This window comes from Mucilaginibacter sp. CSA2-8R (assembly GCF_038806765.1).
Lineage (GTDB): Bacteria > Bacteroidota > Bacteroidia > Sphingobacteriales > Sphingobacteriaceae > Mucilaginibacter.
Genome location: NZ_CP152389.1, coordinates 3,468,525 through 3,487,530, shown reverse-complemented (window position 1 = coordinate 3,487,530; position 19,006 = coordinate 3,468,525). Strand labels below are relative to the sequence as shown.

Genomic DNA, 19,006 nt, shown 5'->3' with positions numbered 1-19,006 from the left:
AAAATTCACTCATTAGCTCCTCATGTCCGATAAAACCAAGAAGATATTTTTTGCACTGACCGTTGTAGTGCCTATTCTGCTGTATTGCGCTTACTATTATGGCATGATGATTAAAAACGCGCCTTATCGTTTTTCTGATTTTCAGTACTTGCGTTTGGAATATGGTACCGGCGATACACTCAAAAATAAATACAACTCTAAAACCGGGGCTTACCAGTACTTAACACGTAGCGGTGCCATCAAAAATATGGAGTTACACCTCACTAAAGACGACCTGTTGTACCTGCACCGCAAAGCGGCCGATTTAGGTTTTTGGAACTTTCCGGAAAAAGAAGAAGGGGATGGCTTTGGCACCGGTAAGGACAAGGCACCCAAGTATTTGATGGAATTTGTTTATAAAAACAAGACCAAGAAGGTGTTGTTCGATGCCTCATACGCCGGTGATCCGCAGTTGAAGGATGCTAACATGCGCTTAATCAAAGAGATACAAATGAAACTTGACGAGCGTGAAGAGCTTATGAAAAAATAATTAAGGCGCAAAGAAGCCACAATTATATACTAATGCAGTATTGCTTATTTGTAAGATGATGCTTATATTTGCACCTCAAAATTTTAAACAATTTAATTAACAAACAATGTACGCAATAGTAGATATAGCCGGACAGCAATTTAAAGTTGCAAAAGACCAGCAAATCTTTGTACACCGCTTACAGGGAGATGAAGGCGCTAGTATTGAATTTGACAAAGTATTGTTAGCTGAAAACGACGGTAAATTTTCGTTAGGTAGCGCTCTGCAAGGTGCTAAAGTATCAGCAACAATAGTGTCTCATGTAAAAGGTGAAAAAGTTCTTGTTTTCAAAAAGAAAAGAAGAAAAGGTTACAAAAAGAAAAACGGTCACCGTCAGCAGTTCACTAAAATAGCCATCACAGGCATTACATTATAATTGAAGGTTTAACGCAAAGCCGAAAGCTTTGATAAAATATTAAAACATGGCTCACAAAAAAGGTGCGGGTAGTTCCAAAAACGGCCGCGAATCGCATAGTAAACGTTTAGGTATCAAGATTTTTGGTGGTCAGCCTGCTATTGCCGGTAACATCATCGTTCGTCAGCGTGGTACCCGTCATAATCCGGGTCTTAACGTAGGCATTGGCCGCGACCATACTTTATTTGCTTTAATTGACGGTCAGGTAGTATTCAAAAAGAAGGGTGATGACCGTTCATACGTGTCGGTATTACCTTACGAAACTGCTGAGGTTGCTGTTGAAGCAAAACCTGTAGTAAACGTACAAACTGAAGCTGCTGCTAAACCAGCTAACGGTACAGCTCAGCCAGTTGCTGCTCCTGTAGAAGAAGCTCCTAAAGCTGAAACTGCTACTGAAGGTGAAGAAGTTGTAGCTGAATAAGCTCAGTTAAATATTATAAATAAAAAGGCTTGCATAAGTATGCAAGCCTTTTTATTTATGGCTTTTTTAGTGAAAAAACGATGGGAAGCATATAGGCAACCCGAACGGTCTTTCCGTTCTGTACACCCGGCACCCACTTCGGAGACTTAGAAATTACTCTCACAGCTTCCGCGTCCAAATCCTCCGATCCGCTGCTATTTTTTACTTTTACTCCGGTTACCGTACCATCACGCTCAATAATCAAAGCTACATCGGTGCGGCCTTCTAAGCGTTTATCATACGCTGCCTTTGGGTATCTTAATGAGGTTGTTAAATACTGGTAATAAGCTTTAATGCCTCCAGGAAACTGCGGAAGCTGATCAACCCGGCGAAAAACGCTATCAGTGCTTGAAGGTGGTGCCGAATGAATTTGTGCTTTTACGCTGAGGCAGCAACCCAGCGCCAGCGCTAACAGATAGGTAAATTTCTTATTCATCCTTATTTTTCTCTAATCAGCAAGCTGTCAGCAAAATTCCGCAGGTATTGCTTTCTTTCTTCCGGCAGGCTTAACTGGTTAAGGGCAGTAAACGCTTGCTCGGCAAAGGTTTGCATGGCTTTTTCAGCGTGCTTTCTAACGTCTAACTGGTTGTATAAGTTAGTAATGGCAGTTACCTTTTCAGTGTTATCAAAATCGGTAGTCTGCAGCCAGCGATTCAGCTCCTTTTTGGCATCACCTTCGGCCAGTTCCAGTGCTTTGATGAGTAAAAATGTTTTTTTGTTGGAAATGATGTCGCCGCCTACCTGTTTGCCAAACTTATCCGGATCGCCGTAAACATCCAGAATGTCGTCCTGGAGCTGGAAGGCTGTGCCCAACTGCTCACCAAATGTGCACAGTGAGTCGGCATCGGCATCGCCGGCACCGCCAATCAGAGCGCCTATTTTTAGTGCTCCACCTAACAGGACGGCCGTTTTCAGGGTAATCATGGTCAGGTAGTCATCAATGGCCACCTCGTTTTGAAGCTCAAAGTTCATGTCCATTTGCTGGCCTTCGCAAACTCCGACGGCTGTATTGCTGAATATGGTAAGCACCTGGCGCAGTATAGGGGTTTCTACCTGCATCATCAGCTTATAAGCTTCAACCAGCATTACATCGCCCGAGAGGATGCCGATGTTGGTGTTCCACTTTTCGTGTACGGTGGCTTTGCCGCGGCGTAATGGTGCATTATCCATAATGTCATCATGCACCAGGGTAAAGTTGTGAAATACCTCTATGGCCAGTGCGGGGTTTAGTGCGGCCTCTACGTTTCCGCCAAATAGATCGCAGGCCATAAGCAACAGGGCAGGGCGCATACGTTTGCCGCCAACAGACAAGATGTAGGTGATAGGCTCGTATAATTCGGCAGGAGAGGCAGGGTAGTTGAGGTTGCTGACTGCTTTTTCAATCAGCAACTGTAAATCTTGTATTTTGTTCATAAAAGTAGGCCGGCGGTCTGGTTAATCCAGCACCAGCGAAAAGTCGATTTGCTTTTTAGTAAGATCTACGTTTTTTACCTTAATCCGGACTTCATCACCCAACTGATATACTTTCTTTTTTCGTTGCCCGATAATGGCGTAGTTTTTCTCGTCTAAGGTATAAAAGTCGTCTGATATATCACGTAACCGTACCATTCCTTCACAATTATTCTCAATAATCTGTACATACATGCCCCATTCAGTAACGCCGGAGATAACGCCGTTATATTCGGTGCCAATGTTGTCTTGCAAATATTCGGCTTGTTTATATTTAATTGATGAACGTTCGGCGTCAGCAGCTTTCTTTTCCATGTCTGAACTGTGCTTACACAGTACCTCGTAATGCTCTGCATTGGCCGATTCACCACCGTTGAGGTAATGGAACAGCAAGCGGTGCACCATCACGTCGGGGTAACGACGTATGGGCGAGGTAAAGTGAGTGTAATGGTCAAATGCCAAGCCGTAGTGGCTGCTGCTTTTGGTGGTATACACAGCCTTTGCCATAGAGCGTATGGCCAGTTGGGTTAATACATTTTGTTCCTTTTTGCCCTCCACATCATGCATCAAATGGTTTAACGAGCGGGCAATGTCCCGGTCAGATTTCATGCTGATTTTGTAACCAAACCGAGCCGCAAACTGCGCAAAGTTGCCCAGGGTTTCGGGGTTAGGTGCGTCGTGAGCGCGGTAAACAAAGGTGTATTTCTTTTTGCCTTTGCCTTTTTTGCTCACAAATTCGGCCACTTTGCGGTTGGCCAGCAGCATAAAATCTTCAATCAATTTATGGGCATCTTTGCGTTCTTTAACGTATACGCCTACAGGTTTGCCCTGCTCGTCCAGTTTAAATTTAACCTCGGTGCTCTCAAAGCTGATGGCACCATTCTTAAATTTAGCGTCGCGTAGTTTATAAGCAATGGCATTCAACTGCTGTATTTCTTGTACATAGTCGCCTTGGCCGGTTTCAATTATCTCCTGCACCTCTTCGTATGTAAAACGGCGGTTAGAGTGGATGATGGTTTTGCCAAACCACTGGTCAAGCACCTTGCCAGATTCATCCATTTCAAACACAGCTGCAAAACATAATTTGTCTTCGTGCGGACGAAGCGAACATAACCCATTAGACAGTCGTTCCGGCAGCATTGGTATTACACGGTCTACTAGGTAAACTGAGGTGCCGCGCTCAAAAGCTTCTTTATCCAATGCCGAGTCTGGGATGATGTAATGGGCTACGTCGGCAATATGAACACCAATTTCAAAATTCCCATTCTCCAGCTTTTTGTAGGATATAGCATCGTCAAAATCTTTAGCATCAAAAGGGTCGATGGTAAATGTTAGCGTATCCCTGAAATTGCGCCGCTTGCTGATTTCTTCTTCCGAGATAACGTCGGATATAGCTTCTGCATCACGCTCTACCTCAGGTGGAAATGATAGCGGGAAACCGTATTCGGCCAGGATGGCGTTCATCTCGGTATCATTTTCGCCCTGGGTGCCTAAAATAGTTTTTACACGGCCAATCGGGTTTTTTGCCTGTGGCGGCCAATCGGTAATTTCGGCAATGGCTTTCACCCCGTTTTTGGCTCCATTCAGGTCGCTTATCGGGATAAAGATGTCATGCAGCATCTTACGGTCATCGGGTATAAAAAATGCAAACCTTTCCGACAGTTTTACAATACCGGTAAACTCCATTTTGGCGCGCTTAATGATCTCAACCACTTCGCCTTCTTTACGTTTGCCTTTATTTTTAGCGTATACATAAACCTTTACACGGTCGCCATTCAGCGCGGTACGTACCTTGCGCGGCGCTACGTAAATGTCATTTTCAAACTCGTCGTCGGTCACAATAAAGGCAGAGCCGTCATTGGTCATATCTACCCGCCCTTCAACAAACGTTTTAAGTTCAAGCACTTTAAATTTGCCGGGAGATACTTCTTGTAAGACGTTATTACGCGCCTCGTCCTTTAAAATTTCCAGTATAGTTTCGCGCGATTCAGGTTCGCGGATATTGAGTTTAGAAGATACTTGTTTGTAATTAAGCGTTTCGGTCGCATTCTGCTCAAATACGTCCAGTACCAACTGGGTGAGTACTTGTTTAACAGAATTATTTATATTTTTCTTGTTAGCCATTTAGCAAAAGGTAATGCCGCTAATATACATAACACTTGTAAAGTTATGAGCACGGCCGGTGAGTATTGAATTTAACAATCAGCACCGTATAAAGTTGAAAAATTTATTGCGTAATACTGATTTGGGGGATAGAGGCAATCAGTTTTTTTGTGTAAGCACTTTGCGGATAAGTAAATAGCTCATGAGTATCGGCAATCTCTTCCATCCGGCCTTTGTTAATCACCATGATGCGGTCGGATATATGCCTGATGACGGATAAATCGTGCGAGATAAATATGTAGGTGAGGCCTAAATCCTGCTGCAACTGCCTTAATAAATTAAGTATTTGCGCCTGTACCGATACATCCAGCGCTGATACCGATTCATCGCAGATAATAAATTCGGGCTCCAGGGCTAACGCCCGTGCAATAACCACCCGTTGCCGTTGCCCACCCGAAAACTCGTGAGGGTAACGGTTAAAATGCTCAGGCAATAAGCTTACCCGCTGTAATAGCTCCAGTACTTTTTTTTTGCGCTGGGTGTCGTTGTTATACAGGTTATGAACCTGCATAGGCTCCATCAGTGCCTGACCAATGGTAAACCGAGGATTGAGGGAAGAGTAAGGATCCTGAAAAATGATTTGAACATGTTTGCGCATCTGCCTTAGTTCGGCAGCGTTAAGCTCCCGCAGGTTGGCACCTTTAAAAGTGATGTTGCCAGCGGTAGGCTCGATCAACCGTAATATGCTGCGGCCCAAAGTGGTTTTACCGCTGCCCGATTCGCCCACTAATCCCAATGTTTCGCCAGGGAAGACATCAAAACTGATGTCGTCAACGGCTTTTACGTATTGCTTTGAGCCACCAAACCAGCCGGATTTAACCGGATACCAAGTGCATAAGTTTTCTACTTTAAGCAGTGGCGCTTGTTGGTAAAGTATCTGGCGGCGTTGGTCAACTTCATCAGGCAGATAAGAAAATTGTTCCCGGATGCTGTTAACTGCCATGCCGGTGCCGCTGAGCTGCCCGTGAACATCAACATGCATAAAATCGCCGATGACGGGTAGCTTTTTGAGCGGCTGCGTTACAGAAGGCCGGCAGGCCAGCAAGCCGTGGGTATAGGGATGTTGCGGGCTTAAAAATATATCTTTTACCGGGGCTTGTTCAACCACATTACCTTTATACATTACCAAAACTTCGTCGGCAATCTGACTAATGACACCTAAATCGTGCGAGATAAACAGTAAACTCATTTGGCGCTCGGCCTTCAGCCTAAGCAGTAAATCAATAATAGTCTTTTGTACGGTTACATCTAAGGCGGTGGTAGGCTCGTCGGCAATCAGCATTTCGGGATTACACGATAAAGCCATCGCTATCATTACCCGTTGCCGCTGCCCTCCCGATAGTTGGTGCGGGTAGCTGTCAAACATAGCTTCGGGGCGGGGTAACTGCACCTCATTGAACAAATCAATGACCTCTTTTTTTGCTTCTGCTTTGCTAAGTTTACGGTGTAGCCTGATAGCCTCGCTAACCTGCTTGCCACAGGTAATCACCGGGTTAAGCGAGGTCATGGGCTCCTGAAAAATCATGGCTATGCGGTTGCCGCGCAGGGCCTGCATTTCTTTTTCGGATGCCTGCCGTAAATCCATGCCGTCAAACCGGATCTCGCCCGAAATTTGAGTGTGCTGCTCGTCGAGCAAACGCATCAGGGTGAGCGCTGTGACTGATTTGCCCGAGCCGGATTCGCCCACAATACCTAACGTTTGCCCTTTAGCCAGGTTAAAGGAAATGCCTTTAACCGCCTCAAACCATCCGTTGGATGTGCGAAACTGAACTTTTAAATTACTGATTTCAAGCATACAGTGCCAGGCAAACTTAGTGGCTCAATATACTTAATTAGCGTTAAAAGAACCGAAGTTTATAGGCGAGTTTAGTTCCTGGTCAACAACCGTTATCTGTTCTGGGGTGAGTAATGGCTCGCCTTTAAAGCGTTTAAGTACTTGGGCGGTAGTAATTACATCTTTTTGGCAATAGTTACAAATGCGTTCCAGCTGATTATCAATCCAGTATACATGGGCTACCTGGCTGCCGTCAATGTCGTCTTTAGGGGTAGGGATACCAAATATAGCTGCCAGTAAATTAAGTGAGGTATAGTTTTTAAAATCACCGAATTTCCAGAGCTCCATCGTGTCCAGGTGGCATATTTCCCATGGCTTTTTGCCGGAGATATGGAGTTGGGCCGGCAGTTGGATGCCATTGATAAGCAAACGGCGGCAAATGTAAGGTATATCAAATTCTTTAGCATTGTGGCCGCACAGTATCAATTTTGGCGAGCGGTTGGCCAGCATATCCGAAAATTTGCGGAGTAGAGATGCCTCATCATGCGAAGCAAAAGATTTTATTCTGAAATCGCCGTTTTTGGTGAATACTCCAGCCGACAAGCAGATGATTTTGCCAAACTCGGCTTGTATACCGGCACATTTGTAAAACTCGGCCGGACTTTCGTCGGGAGGGCGCTGCTTTTGGGTCTTTTTATCCCACAACTCCTGCATGTGATGCGGTACCTGGTCAAAACTGCTGTACTGCGGTACCGTTTCGATATCTATCACCATCACATTATTCCACTCCAGATGTTCCAGCATATTTGCCTTAATTTATTAATACAACTGCAAAATAATGTAAATTTTTTAAATATTGAGTTACAGGCCTCTGGTATCGCTTATATCGGGCTATAATTTGCTAAAAAAAGAAAACCATTGAAAAATTCATTCAATGGTTTTAAAAATAACAGTTCGGTACTTGTATGTTACTTTATCATTACTCCAGGCTTATTAACCACGGGTAATTTGATAAAGTTCGACTCAACAATGCTTTCGGGAAGGAAAATAAACTTTTTATCAAATATTTCTTTACCGACATAATAGCTCACCCAATACTCATTGTTCAGACCGAATGTTTGCTCGTCAATAGGCTCAATAAGCGCCGATGCATTGCTTTCTACTTTAGGCATCATGTGGCGTAATACCGAAGTTTTTACCTGCTCACCATCCTTTTCGCCATAACCTTTGGAGGTGATCATTACGTTCTCGATAGGCTGGTCTTTTAAGTTTATGACATAAACATACCAGGTTTTACTTTCAGGACCTTCGCCCTCAAGCGCAACAGCTACGGCAACATCTTCTACTAAATTTTTAGGCAGGTCTTTTATCATTACTTTAAAACGCCCGTTCCCGAGCGTATTATATTATTTTGCTTTGGCTGCTTTTTTGGCTGCCGGTTTCTTAGCAACAGGTTTTTTGGCTGCTGATTTTTTTCCGTTAGGTTTCTTTCCTTCTTTCTCTGTGGCTTCGGCCAGTGCCTTGCACTCTTCAAAAGTAAGTTCCAGTGGTTCTTTGCCTTTAGGAATCTTTACGTTAAGCTTCTCAAACTCAATGTAAGGACCCCAACGTCCGTTTAATATCTTAACGTCGGCATTTTCTTCAAAAGTTTTGATAAGCTTTTCAGCGTCTTTCTTGCGTTTCTCATCAATAATTTCGATGGCCTGCTGTTCGGTTACGCTCATTGGGTCAACGCCTTTAGGCAAACTATAAAAGCTGCTGTTATGCCTGATGTACGGACCAAACTTACCAATGGCTACCGTCATTTCCTTATCTTCGTATAAGCCTACCTTTTTAGGTAGTTTAAACAGTTCCAGCGCATCTTCGAGCGTAATGGTTTCTATCATTTGCCCGGTGCGTAGGCTGGCATACTGAGGTTTCTCTTCCTCATTATCACTATCGCCAAGTTGCACAAACGGACCATAGCGGCCAATGCGTACCGACATTTTTTTGCCACTTTCGGGGTGCACACCCAAGTCGCGTTCGCCTCGAGCTTTGTCGGCTGTTTGTATGGTGCTTTCTACCCCCTCATGAAAAGGGTAATAGAAGTTTTTTATCATGGCCGTCCACTCTTTCAAGCCTTGGGCAATCTCGTCAAATTGCTTCTCCACATTGGCGGTAAAATGAAAATCAACAATACCTTTAAAGTGCTGTACTAAAAAGTCATTCACCACAGCGCCAATATCGGTAGGGAAGAGCTTGCCGCGTTCGGCACCTGTATTTTCGGTTTTTTCATCCAGCTTAATGTGCTGGTCTTTTAACGTTAATACCTTAAAGTTGCGGGTTTTGCCGTCGCGGTCTTCTTTAACCACATAACCGCGGTTTTGTACCGTAGAAATGGTTGGCGCATAGGTAGACGGACGACCGATACCCAACTCTTCCAGTTTTTTTACCAAGCTGGCCTCAGTATAACGTGCAGGCGGGCGAGAGTAACGCTCAGTAGCTGTCATTTCCTGCAAGGCCAGTTGTTGGCCCTTGTTTAACGGCGGCAGTATGGCATTGTCACCATCCTGGTTGTTATCATCCTCGTCATCGTTAGATTCAAGATAAACTTTCAGGAAGCCATCAAACTTCATCACTTCACCATTAGCTACCAAATCTTCGCTACGGGTAGACACATCAATTTTAGCCGTCGTTTTTTCGAACTGTGCTTCGCTCATTTGCGAGGCAATAGCTCTTTTCCAGATCAACTCGTACAAGCGTTTCTCGGCGTTTTCGCCATCAACGGTATGCTCATTAAAGTAAGTAGGGCGGATGGCTTCGTGAGCTTCCTGAGCACTTGCCGACTTTGTTTTATATTTACGCGACTGATGATACTTTTCGCCGTATGATGATGTAATCTCCTGTTGCGCAGCATTTAAGGCAGTGTCAGATAAATTAACACTATCAGTACGCATGTAGGTAATTTTACCCGACTCGTACAACCGCTGAGCGACCGACATAGTGCGCGATACCGAAAACCCTAACTTACGGCTGGCCTCTTGCTGCAAGGTTGACGTAGTGAAGGGTGCGGCAGGCGAGCGCTTGGTTGGCCGTGTATCAAGCGACTTAACTGTGAAAGCTGCGTTAACACAATCTTTCAAAAACTGCTCTGCCTCCTGTTGTTGAGTAAAGCGTTCGGGCAGTTCGGCCTTAAACGCCTCACGGCCTTTACCAAATATGGCTACGATACGGTAGGCAGCCTCGGGTTTAAATTTATTAATTTCGCGTTCGCGCTCAACAATCAACCTTACCGCTACCGATTGTACCCGGCCCGCAGATAGTGATGGCTTTACTTTTTTCCATAACACGGGCGACAGTTCAAAACCCACTAACCGGTCAAGTACCCGGCGTGCCTGTTGGGCATTTACCAGGTTATAATCGATAGTACGCGGGTTGTCAATAGCCCGCATAATGGCAGGCTTGGTAATTTCATGAAAAACGATGCGCTTGGTTTTGTTTTCTTTTAAGCCTAAGGTTTCGAACAGGTGCCAGGAGATCGCTTCACCCTCCCGGTCCTCATCGGAAGCTAACCAAACCATTTCGGCTTCTTTAGCTAATTTCTTTAACTCACTAACAATCTGCTTTTTATCGGCAGGTACCTCATACCTTTGTGCAAAGTTATTGGGTATATCGATGGCGTCCTCGGATTTTACCAAATCCCGGATATGACCATAGCTCGACTTTACAGTAAAGTCTTTGCCCAGGTACCCTTCAATCGTTTTGGCTTTAGCCGGAGATTCAACAATGAGTAGATTTTTAGCCATTAATGCTCTTAATTTTCTGCAAATAAAACACAAAGAATGTGAAACGCAAATTCACACTGCCTATTAATTTTAAAGGGCAACAGTAAATAAATAGAAATGTTCGGTTAAAAGCAGTTTATGTTTTGGTAGCTCTTACATCAAAAAACCGCCGCCCAGCAAATCGTTCCCCTCATAAAAAACAGCCGACTGACCCGGAGCTATGCCCGACACTTGGTGATGAAAATCTACCTTCATGTGGTCGCCCATCTGTACAATGGTGCTTTCGGAGCCGGCATCTTTATAACGTATTTTTGTTACAGCTTGTATAGGCTCTGTAATACTTTCGTATTTTACCAGGTTAAGGTTACGCACCCACGCCTGTTTGCGCTGCAACTCATCGGCAGTACCTAAAACTACGGTGTTGTTAGCAGCGTTTATTTGAGTAACAAACATAGGATGCCCAAATGCAATGCCCAAGCCTTTACGCTGACCAATAGTATAGAATGGATAACCCTGGTGTTTACCCACTACAGTGCCATCAGTAAGCACAAAATTGCCAGGGCCAACACGTTGCTCTAAGTCTTCTACTTTGTGGCGTAAAAACGACCGGTAGTCGTTATCAGGTACAAAGCAGATTTCGTAGCTTTCACTTTTACCTGCCAGTTCGGCCTGGCCCATTTCCAAGGCCATCTGCCTGATTTCGGCTTTGGTAAAACTGCCTAACGGAAACTGTGTACGTGCCAAGTTTTCTTGCGATACGCCCCAAAGCACGTAAGACTGGTCTTTATTTTCGTCGCGACCTTTAGATACTACGTAGCGCCCACTATCCTGCTGACGGATGTTGGCATAGTGGCCGGTGGCAATAAATTCGCAATCCAGTTTATCGGCGCGCTTTAATAAGGCTTCCCATTTAATGTGGGTGTTACAAAGTACGCAAGGGTTAGGGGTGCGGCCAGCCAAGTACTCATCTACAAAATTGTCGATTACGTAATTGCCAAACTCGTTGCGGATATCCAGTATATAGTGCGGAAAGCCGTAACCTACCGCCAATGCCCGTGCATCGTTGATACTGTCTAGACTGCAACAGCCAGTTTCTTTAGAACTGCCGCCCGACGAGGCATAGTCCCAGGTTTTCATGGTAAGCCCGATTACCTCGTAGCCCTGCTCATGCAGCATAATAGATGCTACCGAACTATCAACGCCACCACTCATGGCTACTAAGATTCTACCGTGCTTACTCATAAGGGTACAAAGATAAGCATTAACAGGTTTAGCTTGAAATAAGCATGTCAGGCGCAGGTAAAACCTGTTTACATGCCAATAGTGGATTTAACTGATAGTAAATAGCTATTGTGAATGAGATGTTTAGTAAACGTTATCTCAATCAAAATAATATGTTGATGATGTATTTAACGAACATATACGGTCTTGATATTTACAAACTCATGCATACCAATCATCCCCAATTCGCGGCCGTAGCCTGATTGTTTGACACCGCCAAACGGCAGGCGAGGATCTGATTTTACCAGCGAATTTACAAAGCATGAGCCAGCCTCCAGTTGCGTAGCTGCCAAGCGTTCGCCACGTGCTACATCCCCTGTGAATATAGCACCGCCTAAACCAAAGATACTGTCATTGGCTAATTTTATAGCTTCTTCCTCGTTTTTAGCACTGATGATGGCTGCCACAGGACCAAACATTTCTTCATCAAATGCAGGCATACCTTTAGTTACCTTTGTTAGGATGGTTGGCGGGTAGAAAGCGTTGTTGCCTTCCGGAACCTTGCCTCCCAAAATACATTGGACTCCGGCTTGTATAGAGCGCTGCACCTGCTCATGTAATTCATCACGTAAGTCAACCCGGGCTTGCGGACCAACGTCTGCAGTTTCATTCATTGGGTCGCCCATCACTTTGGCGCTCATTTTTTGCAGCATCAGTTGGGTAAACTGTTCGGCAACGGCCTCCACCACGATGAAGCGTTTGGCGGCAATACAACTTTGACCGCTGTTAATTAAACGGCTGTCGGTACAGGTGGTGGCTGCCAGTTCCAGGTCAGCATCTTCCAGTATGATGTAGGCATCGCTTCCGCCTAATTCGAGCACCGTCTTTTTAATAAGGCTGCCTGCTTTTTGTGCTACCTTAATACCAGCCTGGTTGCTACCGGTTAACGTAACGGCTTTGATTAAGGGGTTTTCAATCATGGCATCAACCTGGCTGCTGCCGGCGAGTAAGGTTTGAAAAACATGTGCCGGGAAACCCGCCTGCTGTACCATCTCCTCGATAGCCAAAGCGCAGCCTGGTACGTTAGATGCATGTTTGAGCACTCCGCTATTACCGGCAGCCAAAGCAGGTGCCAAAAAGCGGAAGACCTGCCAAAACGGAAAATTCCAAGGCATGATGGCCAGTACAACGCCAATAGGCTGATAGGTGACGTAACTTTTGCTGGCATCGGTAGCAATTAGCTCATCTTTTAAAAAGTCAGCAGCGTGATCGGCATAGTAGGTACACACGGCGGCACACTTTTCAATTTCGCTAGCGCCTTGCTTTATGGGTTTGCCCATTTCCAGTGCCATTAATTGTGCCAACTCATTTTTGCGGCTTTGCAATACCTCAGCCAGCTTATTTAATAGTTTACTGCGCTCGCTTAAATCGGTATGCTTCCACAAAAGCCAGGCCTCATGAGTTTGATTTATTTTGTGAGCGATTTGTTCGTCGCTCAATTGTTGGTAGGATTTGATTATGGTGCCGTTGGCCGGGTTGATTGATGTAATTGCCATGTAGTAATAGCAGGTGGCAAGAAGATATGGTTTTGTTTAAATTAAAATTTCTTATTGTGAAAGACAAAATATCACGTATTTGTACGCGGATTATGCCACTTTATAGCACTATAAGTTTTAAGAGCAGCCAGGTTTATAAATTCTATATTAAACCGTCGCTAATAAAAATTGAAGCAAATTGGAATTTAGGTGTAGAAAATACACTAAAAATATAGCAACATTGAATTTTTACTAAAAATGCGTTTGCTCCTTGCAAACGCATTTTCCCGATTTTATATTTGAAATAACAACTATTGATTTACTAACTGATTAAACCCAATAATTAAAATGAGTAACTTAACTATTGAACAAAAAATGCAAGGCATGATATTAGTGATTTTAAGCTTTGTTGCCATTGTTGCTTACATTTTATAATCACTCACAATATTATCCGGGGGCATAATTGCAGTACTACTTTTTACTGTAATCGTAACCCCAGTTTTTTAAAGAGTAGTTCCAGGGTGTCGATTCTAAATCGCCCGACGGTTTTTGCGCTTGGTGGCGCTTAATGTAACCCACTACTTTTTGCATATGCTTATAGTCGGCTTCGCTGAGGTCGGCTTTTTTCTTGTGCAGGATATCGATAATTTTCGCGCCAGATTTGTGGCCTACCGACTCGCCGTCGCCGCTGTCAAAGCCTACCTTTTTCGATTCATCTGTTTTTAACCATTTCTCGAGTGCCGAAGCCGGCATATTTACCAGCGATTTAAATTCGTCGTAGATCTCTTTTTTGTCTTTGTCGTCTATAGGATTGCTCATGGCCTAATGTTATTGTTTTATCAAATAACATCATCCCTTAGCACTTGTTGACAAAAAAGTATTCTTACCGGTTGTATATCTGGTAAATGCCTTTGAGCGCGCCGCTATCTGCCGAGGTAACTAAAATAGTGGTAATTCGTCGGCTCAACATTAACTCCTCGGCCTGATGTATAAGCGCGTCTTCGCTCACGGTGATGGGGGTCGGGCTCATCATGGTTTTTACGGACTGTGCCGTGGTATCCGGGTTGCGCATTAAAGCTCGCCGTAAGTCGCCATCGGTTACCACACCCTGTATATTTTCGGGATGGCCTACAATCACCATCCCTAAGCGGCCTTCAGACATGCGCAACAGCAAATCGGTAAAACTGATGTCATCGGCCACAAAAGGCAAACTATCCGTTCGCATTACATCTTTAACCCGCACCAGCAGTTTACGGCCCAGGCTGCCGCCCGGATGAAAGCGGGCAAAATCCTCCGGCTGAAACTGCCGGGCTTCCATCAGCGCCACCGCAATAGCATCGCCCATTACCAGCGTAGCCGTGGTTGATGAGGTAGGCGCCAGTTTGAGCGGACAAGCCTCATGCGTAATATGCACGTTAAGGTGCCAACTGCTGTTTTTAGCGATGGTAGAATTGGGGTTACCCGTAATACTGATAGTTGGATTTTTATTCCATTTTAAATACGGAATTATTTTAATGAGCTCATCGGTTTCGCCCGAGTAGGAGATGAGCAACACCATATCGTCGGTGCCTACCATGCCTAAATCGCCATGAAAGGCTTCGGCCGGGTGCATGAAAAAGCTTGACGTACCGGTACTGGCCAGCGTAGCCGCTATTTTTTTGCCGATTAAGCCAGATTTACCTGCACCGGTAATAATAAGCTTACCCTTGCTTTGTAAAATGGCATTGACGGCCTGGGTGAACTGGTCGTCTATTAAAGCGGCAGCTTCTTGCAGCGATGCAATTTCATCATTAAAAACCCGGCGGGCAATATCAAGCATAGATTGATGTGATGTTAGTATTTGTTTAAACGGCACGGCGTGGCTTAACTGACTAACAGTTAACCCAGTAGCGGGGCAATTACTTTATCCAGATCCTGCAATTTTACCATATTTGGTCCGTCGCTCAGGGCATTGTCCGGGTCTGGGTGTATCTCCATAAAGTAGCCGTCGGCACCAAAAGCTTTGGCGGCCAGCGCCATCATGGGTACAAAGGTACGGTCGCCGCCGGTTTTGCCGCCCGCACCGCCGGGGCGTTGCACCGAATGGGTGCAATCCATACAAACAGGGTAACCAAAGGCTTTCATGTCGTGTATATTTCTAAAATCTACCGCCAGGTTGTTGTAGCCGTACATGTTGCCGCGCTCGGTCAAAATAACCTGCTTGTTGCCGGCCTCCACTACTTTTTGTGCAGGGTAGTACATATCCTGACCCGACAAAAACTGCGCTTTTTTAACGTTGACTATTTTGCCGGTTTGGGCAGCGGCCACCAGCAAATCGGTTTGGCGGCATAAAAATGCCGGGATTTGCAAAACGTCAACCACCTGGGCTGCCGTTGCGGCTTGGTGGCTCTCGTGTATGTCGGTAAGTACAGGCAGGTTAAACCGGTCTTTTACTTTTTGCAGCATCTCCAGACCTTTATCCAAACCGGGACCGCGGTACGAATGAATGGACGTACGGTTGGCTTTATCAAAAGATGATTTAAAAACCACCGGCACCTGGTACTGCTCGCCGATGCGGGCCACCTGTTCGGCCACCTGGTAAAGCAATTCCTGGCTTTCCATTACGCACGGACCCAAAATAAAAAAAGGCTTTTGCTGTATTTGCTCAAAAAGGTTCATGCCGCAAAGGTAGAATTTTTAATACAAAGGAGCATGGCGGTGCAGGCTACAGCGCTAACGCGGCGGCTTAAAACTAAATATGCGATGTTATGACGGAATTTTCGGCAGAGTGCTTTATTTTAGGTTCCTGAAATAAACATGGAAACCTTAACGCATTGCCCTAACTGCCGCTCATCGCTCAACGGCGGTTTCTTTTCGTCTAACACCTTAATGAGCGAGCATATGTCAAAAGCCATCAACTACTTTACCGAAAATAAGGCCGAGGCCCACTGCCGCAATTGCTCGGACAAGTTGGTGGAAGAAGTAATGCAGATTGGTAATTTCCGTTTCCCGCAGTTGCAGGCCGACCTGGCTGCGGCCCTGCCGCTCATCCCGGTCATCAGCTTGCAGCAGCCCCAGGGTTGGGATTATAGCATCATTGGTATGGTGACTGCCCAAACCGTAACCGGCACCGGCGTGCTTACCGAGATAGCCTCGGGCTGGAGCGACTTATTAGGCGCCACCTCTGCCCGCATGGGTAGCAAACTCAAGCAAGGCGAAAACGATTGCTTTAACCAACTGCGCTACCAGGCCGCCACCTTAGGGGCTAACGCCGTTATCGGTACCGACATAGACTACGCCGAAGTTGGTACCATGAAAGGTATGCTCATGGTATGCATGGCCGGTACAGCCGTTAGGCTGCAAGACTTATCGGTATTAGGCACCGCAGCATGCCATAGCCTCAAAAATTTGAAGGAAGTGATTGCGGAGCTGAATATTTTGCGGGGATTGAATTTGGTGGAGTAGAGGGGCGGAGTAAAACAATTAGCTGCGATCACTTCAAAAAATAAACGACGAAAATTCTTCAACAATCAAACGTAAATTGGTAAACCATGCAGCTTGTCGAAGGCTCAATGTTGTGAATTATGGCTTAAGGTTAAGTATTTATATAATGTTCTCATTTAATTAATAATAATGGATTACTCCTCTAAGGCTTTCCATTTACAAGAAGGAGAGTATTTCGAATATCGTACTCAAATTCGGCAAGCCGACTATGTTTTGAAGGAATTTAGGCTACAACTCAAAATTGTTGCTGATTTAACAGAATATTCTCTTTGTCCTTATTATGAAGAAGAAGTTTATTTATGGGCAGAAATCGGCGGCGAAAAATTGGCTATTTACATGGGTGAAACTTCTTTTTCATCCTTTTTTTACAGTTGCTGGGATTGTGAAGAAATTAAGGAAAGTGAATATCTTAACCTTCCGGAATTTATCAGGCAGTCCAATGAAATGACAGGCTGGAGCGATTTCGAAACCGGGCCTAATCATATAATTGACATCAGTGATTTTTTAAAAAGCCTCGAAGTCGTTAAAAACTCTCCGTGTGGTAGTTCTAACGATTATGAATTCACGAGATTTTATTATCCTGTTTTAAAATCTTTTGCCGAGACGGTGATTGCAGAGAAATCTACGTTGAATATACTTTCATAGAAGTGAATGCGAATCTCACATAGACATGTCATAAGAAGAATTGCATAAAGCAACTCTTTATATTTATGCCTAATAAGATATTTGATTTAATTGTCTGAGCTTCTTATTTCCAAGAGGCGTCTGTCGATATCTTTGTTTAGGTCTTGAAAATTCTTTTCCCAAGTTTGGTCTCTGGTTATATCTAATACTTGGATAAGCTTTAATTTAATAGCAATTAAAAGTTCGGCGTCGAAGCTTTGCGGTTTAGCAGAATAGAAGTAGGCACCCAAGTTTTGAGCTAAATAGTCCAAATCTTCAATATCGTCCGTAAGGCTGAAAATTTTGCAGTAAATATAATTTTCGTCCAGGTGCGGATTGCCTCCATTGAGTATTGCATCAGCTAACTCAAAAAGCACTTTAGGCGGCCAAGTCCAAATAGTCTGGCTGAAGAAGTTAGCTTCGCTTTTGTTGAAAGCACTAACTATCCCTATTATAAAAGGTAAATGTTGATGTTCCCAAGCCTCGCCGTTTTCATGGAGGTGCTCTTCGATATAACGCCTCAAGCTGAGTATTGAATTTAAATCGTCTATCATGGGCGGGTATTGATGAAGCGGGTTTTTGAAGAATAGATATTAAAAATGCTATTTGAAACTAAATTTCAGCATCAAATAACGAGTCTTGTCTATTGTCCCAAAAGTACAATAACTGCAGCTGTGTATCTGTAACACGATAAAATAGTGAGCAATTCTTGTTGAGTGTCGCTATTCTTACCTGTTCATCGAAAGGGGAGGCTTTAAATATAAGAGGCTGTGTGGTGAGCAACGCAATGGTTTGCTCGATTTTGATAACAAATTTATTAGCTACCCGCGAACTAAACTTGTCAGTCAGAAAAGTATAAAGAGCTTGAAGTGTATCTTTTGCTGCGGGGGTATAGAAAACAATTAAGCTCACTTTGCTTCAAGCATGTCTTTAATTCCCGTGTAAGTACTTAGATTCCCATTCTCGGCTTGCTGTAGCGAATTCTTAACGCCCTGTACTACGGCTTCAGGATAAGCCGTTTCGGTTTGTTTAAATGAAATTTTCATTGCTTTCATTACAGCTTTCAAAGCATCAAGCTGTTCCTTATTTTGAGGGTATACAATCAGCGCATCCATAAAACCGGCACAAATTAGTGTACTACAATATCATTAAATTCTGGCTAAAACAAAAATGGAACATGCATTACACATGTTCCATTTTGCCTTTTAAGTACCCAGAGCCGAAGGATTTTGCCCCTATAATGTATTGTTGGTTAATCATTTATGATTTTTCTCGGAACGAGAAAATTAAATGTCGTAGCAAAAAGAATTTTTTTAAGGCTACTGTTGCATATTGACATAGCATTGTAAGCCTCAGCACAAAATTTCTCTATCATTGTTGCGTTTAGTATATTTGTATTTGATGTCAGCTATTTTTTTAATCTTTTGCGCGTGCATGTTGATGGTTGAAGTGATGCTGGTATACAGCCCGCTCTACTATCTATGTTATTGTGTTTTTAAGATTGACAAAAA

The 19,006-nt window shown here is 44.2% G+C and carries 19 protein-coding genes; 5 read left to right on the top strand and 14 right to left on the bottom strand.

The features are described 5' to 3' along the window. Window positions 1–22 precede the first annotated feature (22 nt). The 3 genes from AAGR14_RS15030 to rpmA all read left to right on the top strand — a co-directional run bounded on the left by AAGR14_RS15030 (window position 23) and on the right by rpmA (window position 1,404). A complete protein-coding gene (locus tag AAGR14_RS15030; RefSeq protein WP_342645051.1) occupies window positions 23–529 on the top strand; it encodes a hypothetical protein in 507 nt (168 codons plus the stop codon). A gap of 106 nt (window positions 530–635) precedes the next feature. Continuing rightward, window positions 636–944, top strand: a complete 309-nt coding sequence (gene rplU, locus AAGR14_RS15025; RefSeq protein WP_342645050.1) for a 50S ribosomal protein L21 — start codon at window positions 636–638, stop codon at window positions 942–944. Between the two features lie 46 nt (window positions 945–990). Next, window positions 991–1,404 (top strand): 50S ribosomal protein L27, encoded by a 414-nt coding sequence (rpmA, locus tag AAGR14_RS15020; RefSeq protein WP_342645049.1) that lies wholly within the window; start codon window positions 991–993, stop codon window positions 1,402–1,404. 55 nt (window positions 1,405–1,459) lie between these two features. On the opposite strand, the gene AAGR14_RS15015 is transcribed toward rpmA, so the two are convergent. The 12 genes from AAGR14_RS15015 to kdsA all read right to left on the bottom strand — a co-directional run bounded on the left by AAGR14_RS15015 (window position 1,460) and on the right by kdsA (window position 16,007). Beyond that, a complete protein-coding gene (locus AAGR14_RS15015; protein ID WP_342645048.1) occupies window positions 1,460–1,879 on the bottom strand; it encodes an energy transducer TonB in 420 nt (139 codons plus the stop codon). Window positions 1,880–1,881: 2 nt separating this feature from the next. Further along, the gene (locus AAGR14_RS15010) at window positions 1,882–2,856 is read right to left on the bottom strand and encodes a polyprenyl synthetase family protein (protein ID WP_342645047.1); all 975 of its coding nucleotides are present in this window, start codon (window positions 2,854–2,856) and stop codon (window positions 1,882–1,884) included. Between the two features lie 21 nt (window positions 2,857–2,877). Continuing rightward, window positions 2,878–5,016, bottom strand: a complete 2,139-nt coding sequence (rnr, locus tag AAGR14_RS15005; RefSeq protein ID WP_342645046.1) for a ribonuclease R — start codon at window positions 5,014–5,016, stop codon at window positions 2,878–2,880. Window positions 5,017–5,119: 103 nt separating this feature from the next. Next, window positions 5,120–6,850, bottom strand: coding sequence for an ABC transporter ATP-binding protein (locus AAGR14_RS15000; protein ID WP_342645045.1), 1,731 nt, complete (start codon window positions 6,848–6,850; stop codon window positions 5,120–5,122). 33 nt (window positions 6,851–6,883) lie between these two features. Next, entirely contained in the window at window positions 6,884–7,633 is a 750-nt protein-coding gene (locus AAGR14_RS14995) for a 3'-5' exonuclease (RefSeq protein WP_342645044.1), read from the bottom strand. A gap of 164 nt (window positions 7,634–7,797) precedes the next feature. Further along, window positions 7,798–8,202 carry a hypothetical protein gene (locus AAGR14_RS14990; RefSeq protein ID WP_342645043.1) on the bottom strand — a complete coding sequence of 135 codons (405 nt, stop codon included), beginning with the start codon at window positions 8,200–8,202 and terminating at the stop codon, window positions 7,798–7,800. A 33-nt stretch (window positions 8,203–8,235) separates the two neighbouring features. Beyond that, window positions 8,236–10,614, bottom strand: coding sequence for a type I DNA topoisomerase (gene topA, locus AAGR14_RS14985; protein ID WP_342645042.1), 2,379 nt, complete (start codon window positions 10,612–10,614; stop codon window positions 8,236–8,238). A gap of 132 nt (window positions 10,615–10,746) precedes the next feature. Continuing rightward, window positions 10,747–11,835 (bottom strand): tRNA 2-thiouridine(34) synthase MnmA, encoded by a 1,089-nt coding sequence (mnmA, locus tag AAGR14_RS14980; protein WP_342645041.1) that lies wholly within the window; start codon window positions 11,833–11,835, stop codon window positions 10,747–10,749. A gap of 167 nt (window positions 11,836–12,002) precedes the next feature. Continuing rightward, complete coding sequence (locus AAGR14_RS14975) at window positions 12,003–13,370, bottom strand: NAD-dependent succinate-semialdehyde dehydrogenase (protein ID WP_342645040.1); 1,368 nt, start codon at window positions 13,368–13,370, stop codon at window positions 12,003–12,005. A gap of 450 nt (window positions 13,371–13,820) precedes the next feature. Next, window positions 13,821–14,168 carry a DUF3140 domain-containing protein gene (locus AAGR14_RS14970; protein ID WP_342645039.1) on the bottom strand — a complete coding sequence of 116 codons (348 nt, stop codon included), beginning with the start codon at window positions 14,166–14,168 and terminating at the stop codon, window positions 13,821–13,823. A 64-nt stretch (window positions 14,169–14,232) separates the two neighbouring features. Next, window positions 14,233–15,168 (bottom strand): KpsF/GutQ family sugar-phosphate isomerase, encoded by a 936-nt coding sequence (locus AAGR14_RS14965; protein ID WP_342645038.1) that lies wholly within the window; start codon window positions 15,166–15,168, stop codon window positions 14,233–14,235. A gap of 59 nt (window positions 15,169–15,227) precedes the next feature. Beyond that, window positions 15,228–16,007 (bottom strand): 3-deoxy-8-phosphooctulonate synthase, encoded by a 780-nt coding sequence (gene kdsA, locus AAGR14_RS14960; RefSeq protein WP_342645037.1) that lies wholly within the window; start codon window positions 16,005–16,007, stop codon window positions 15,228–15,230. Between the two features lie 138 nt (window positions 16,008–16,145). Between kdsA and AAGR14_RS14955 the strand changes: the two genes are divergently transcribed. Next, a complete protein-coding gene (locus AAGR14_RS14955) occupies window positions 16,146–16,793 on the top strand; it encodes a heavy metal-binding domain-containing protein (RefSeq protein ID WP_342645036.1) in 648 nt (215 codons plus the stop codon). Window positions 16,794–16,961: 168 nt separating this feature from the next. Continuing rightward, window positions 16,962–17,477 (top strand): hypothetical protein, encoded by a 516-nt coding sequence (locus tag AAGR14_RS14950; protein WP_342645035.1) that lies wholly within the window; start codon window positions 16,962–16,964, stop codon window positions 17,475–17,477. An 86-nt stretch (window positions 17,478–17,563) separates the two neighbouring features. Here the strand turns inward: AAGR14_RS14950 and AAGR14_RS14945 are convergent, their stop codons facing one another. Together AAGR14_RS14945 and AAGR14_RS14940 are read right to left on the bottom strand one after the other, a co-directional pair. After that, entirely contained in the window at window positions 17,564–18,049 is a 486-nt protein-coding gene (locus AAGR14_RS14945) for a hypothetical protein (RefSeq protein WP_342645034.1), read from the bottom strand. Between the two features lie 354 nt (window positions 18,050–18,403). After that, a complete protein-coding gene (locus AAGR14_RS14940) occupies window positions 18,404–18,610 on the bottom strand; it encodes a DUF2683 family protein (protein WP_342645033.1) in 207 nt (68 codons plus the stop codon). Window positions 18,611–19,006: the final 396 nt, after the last annotated feature.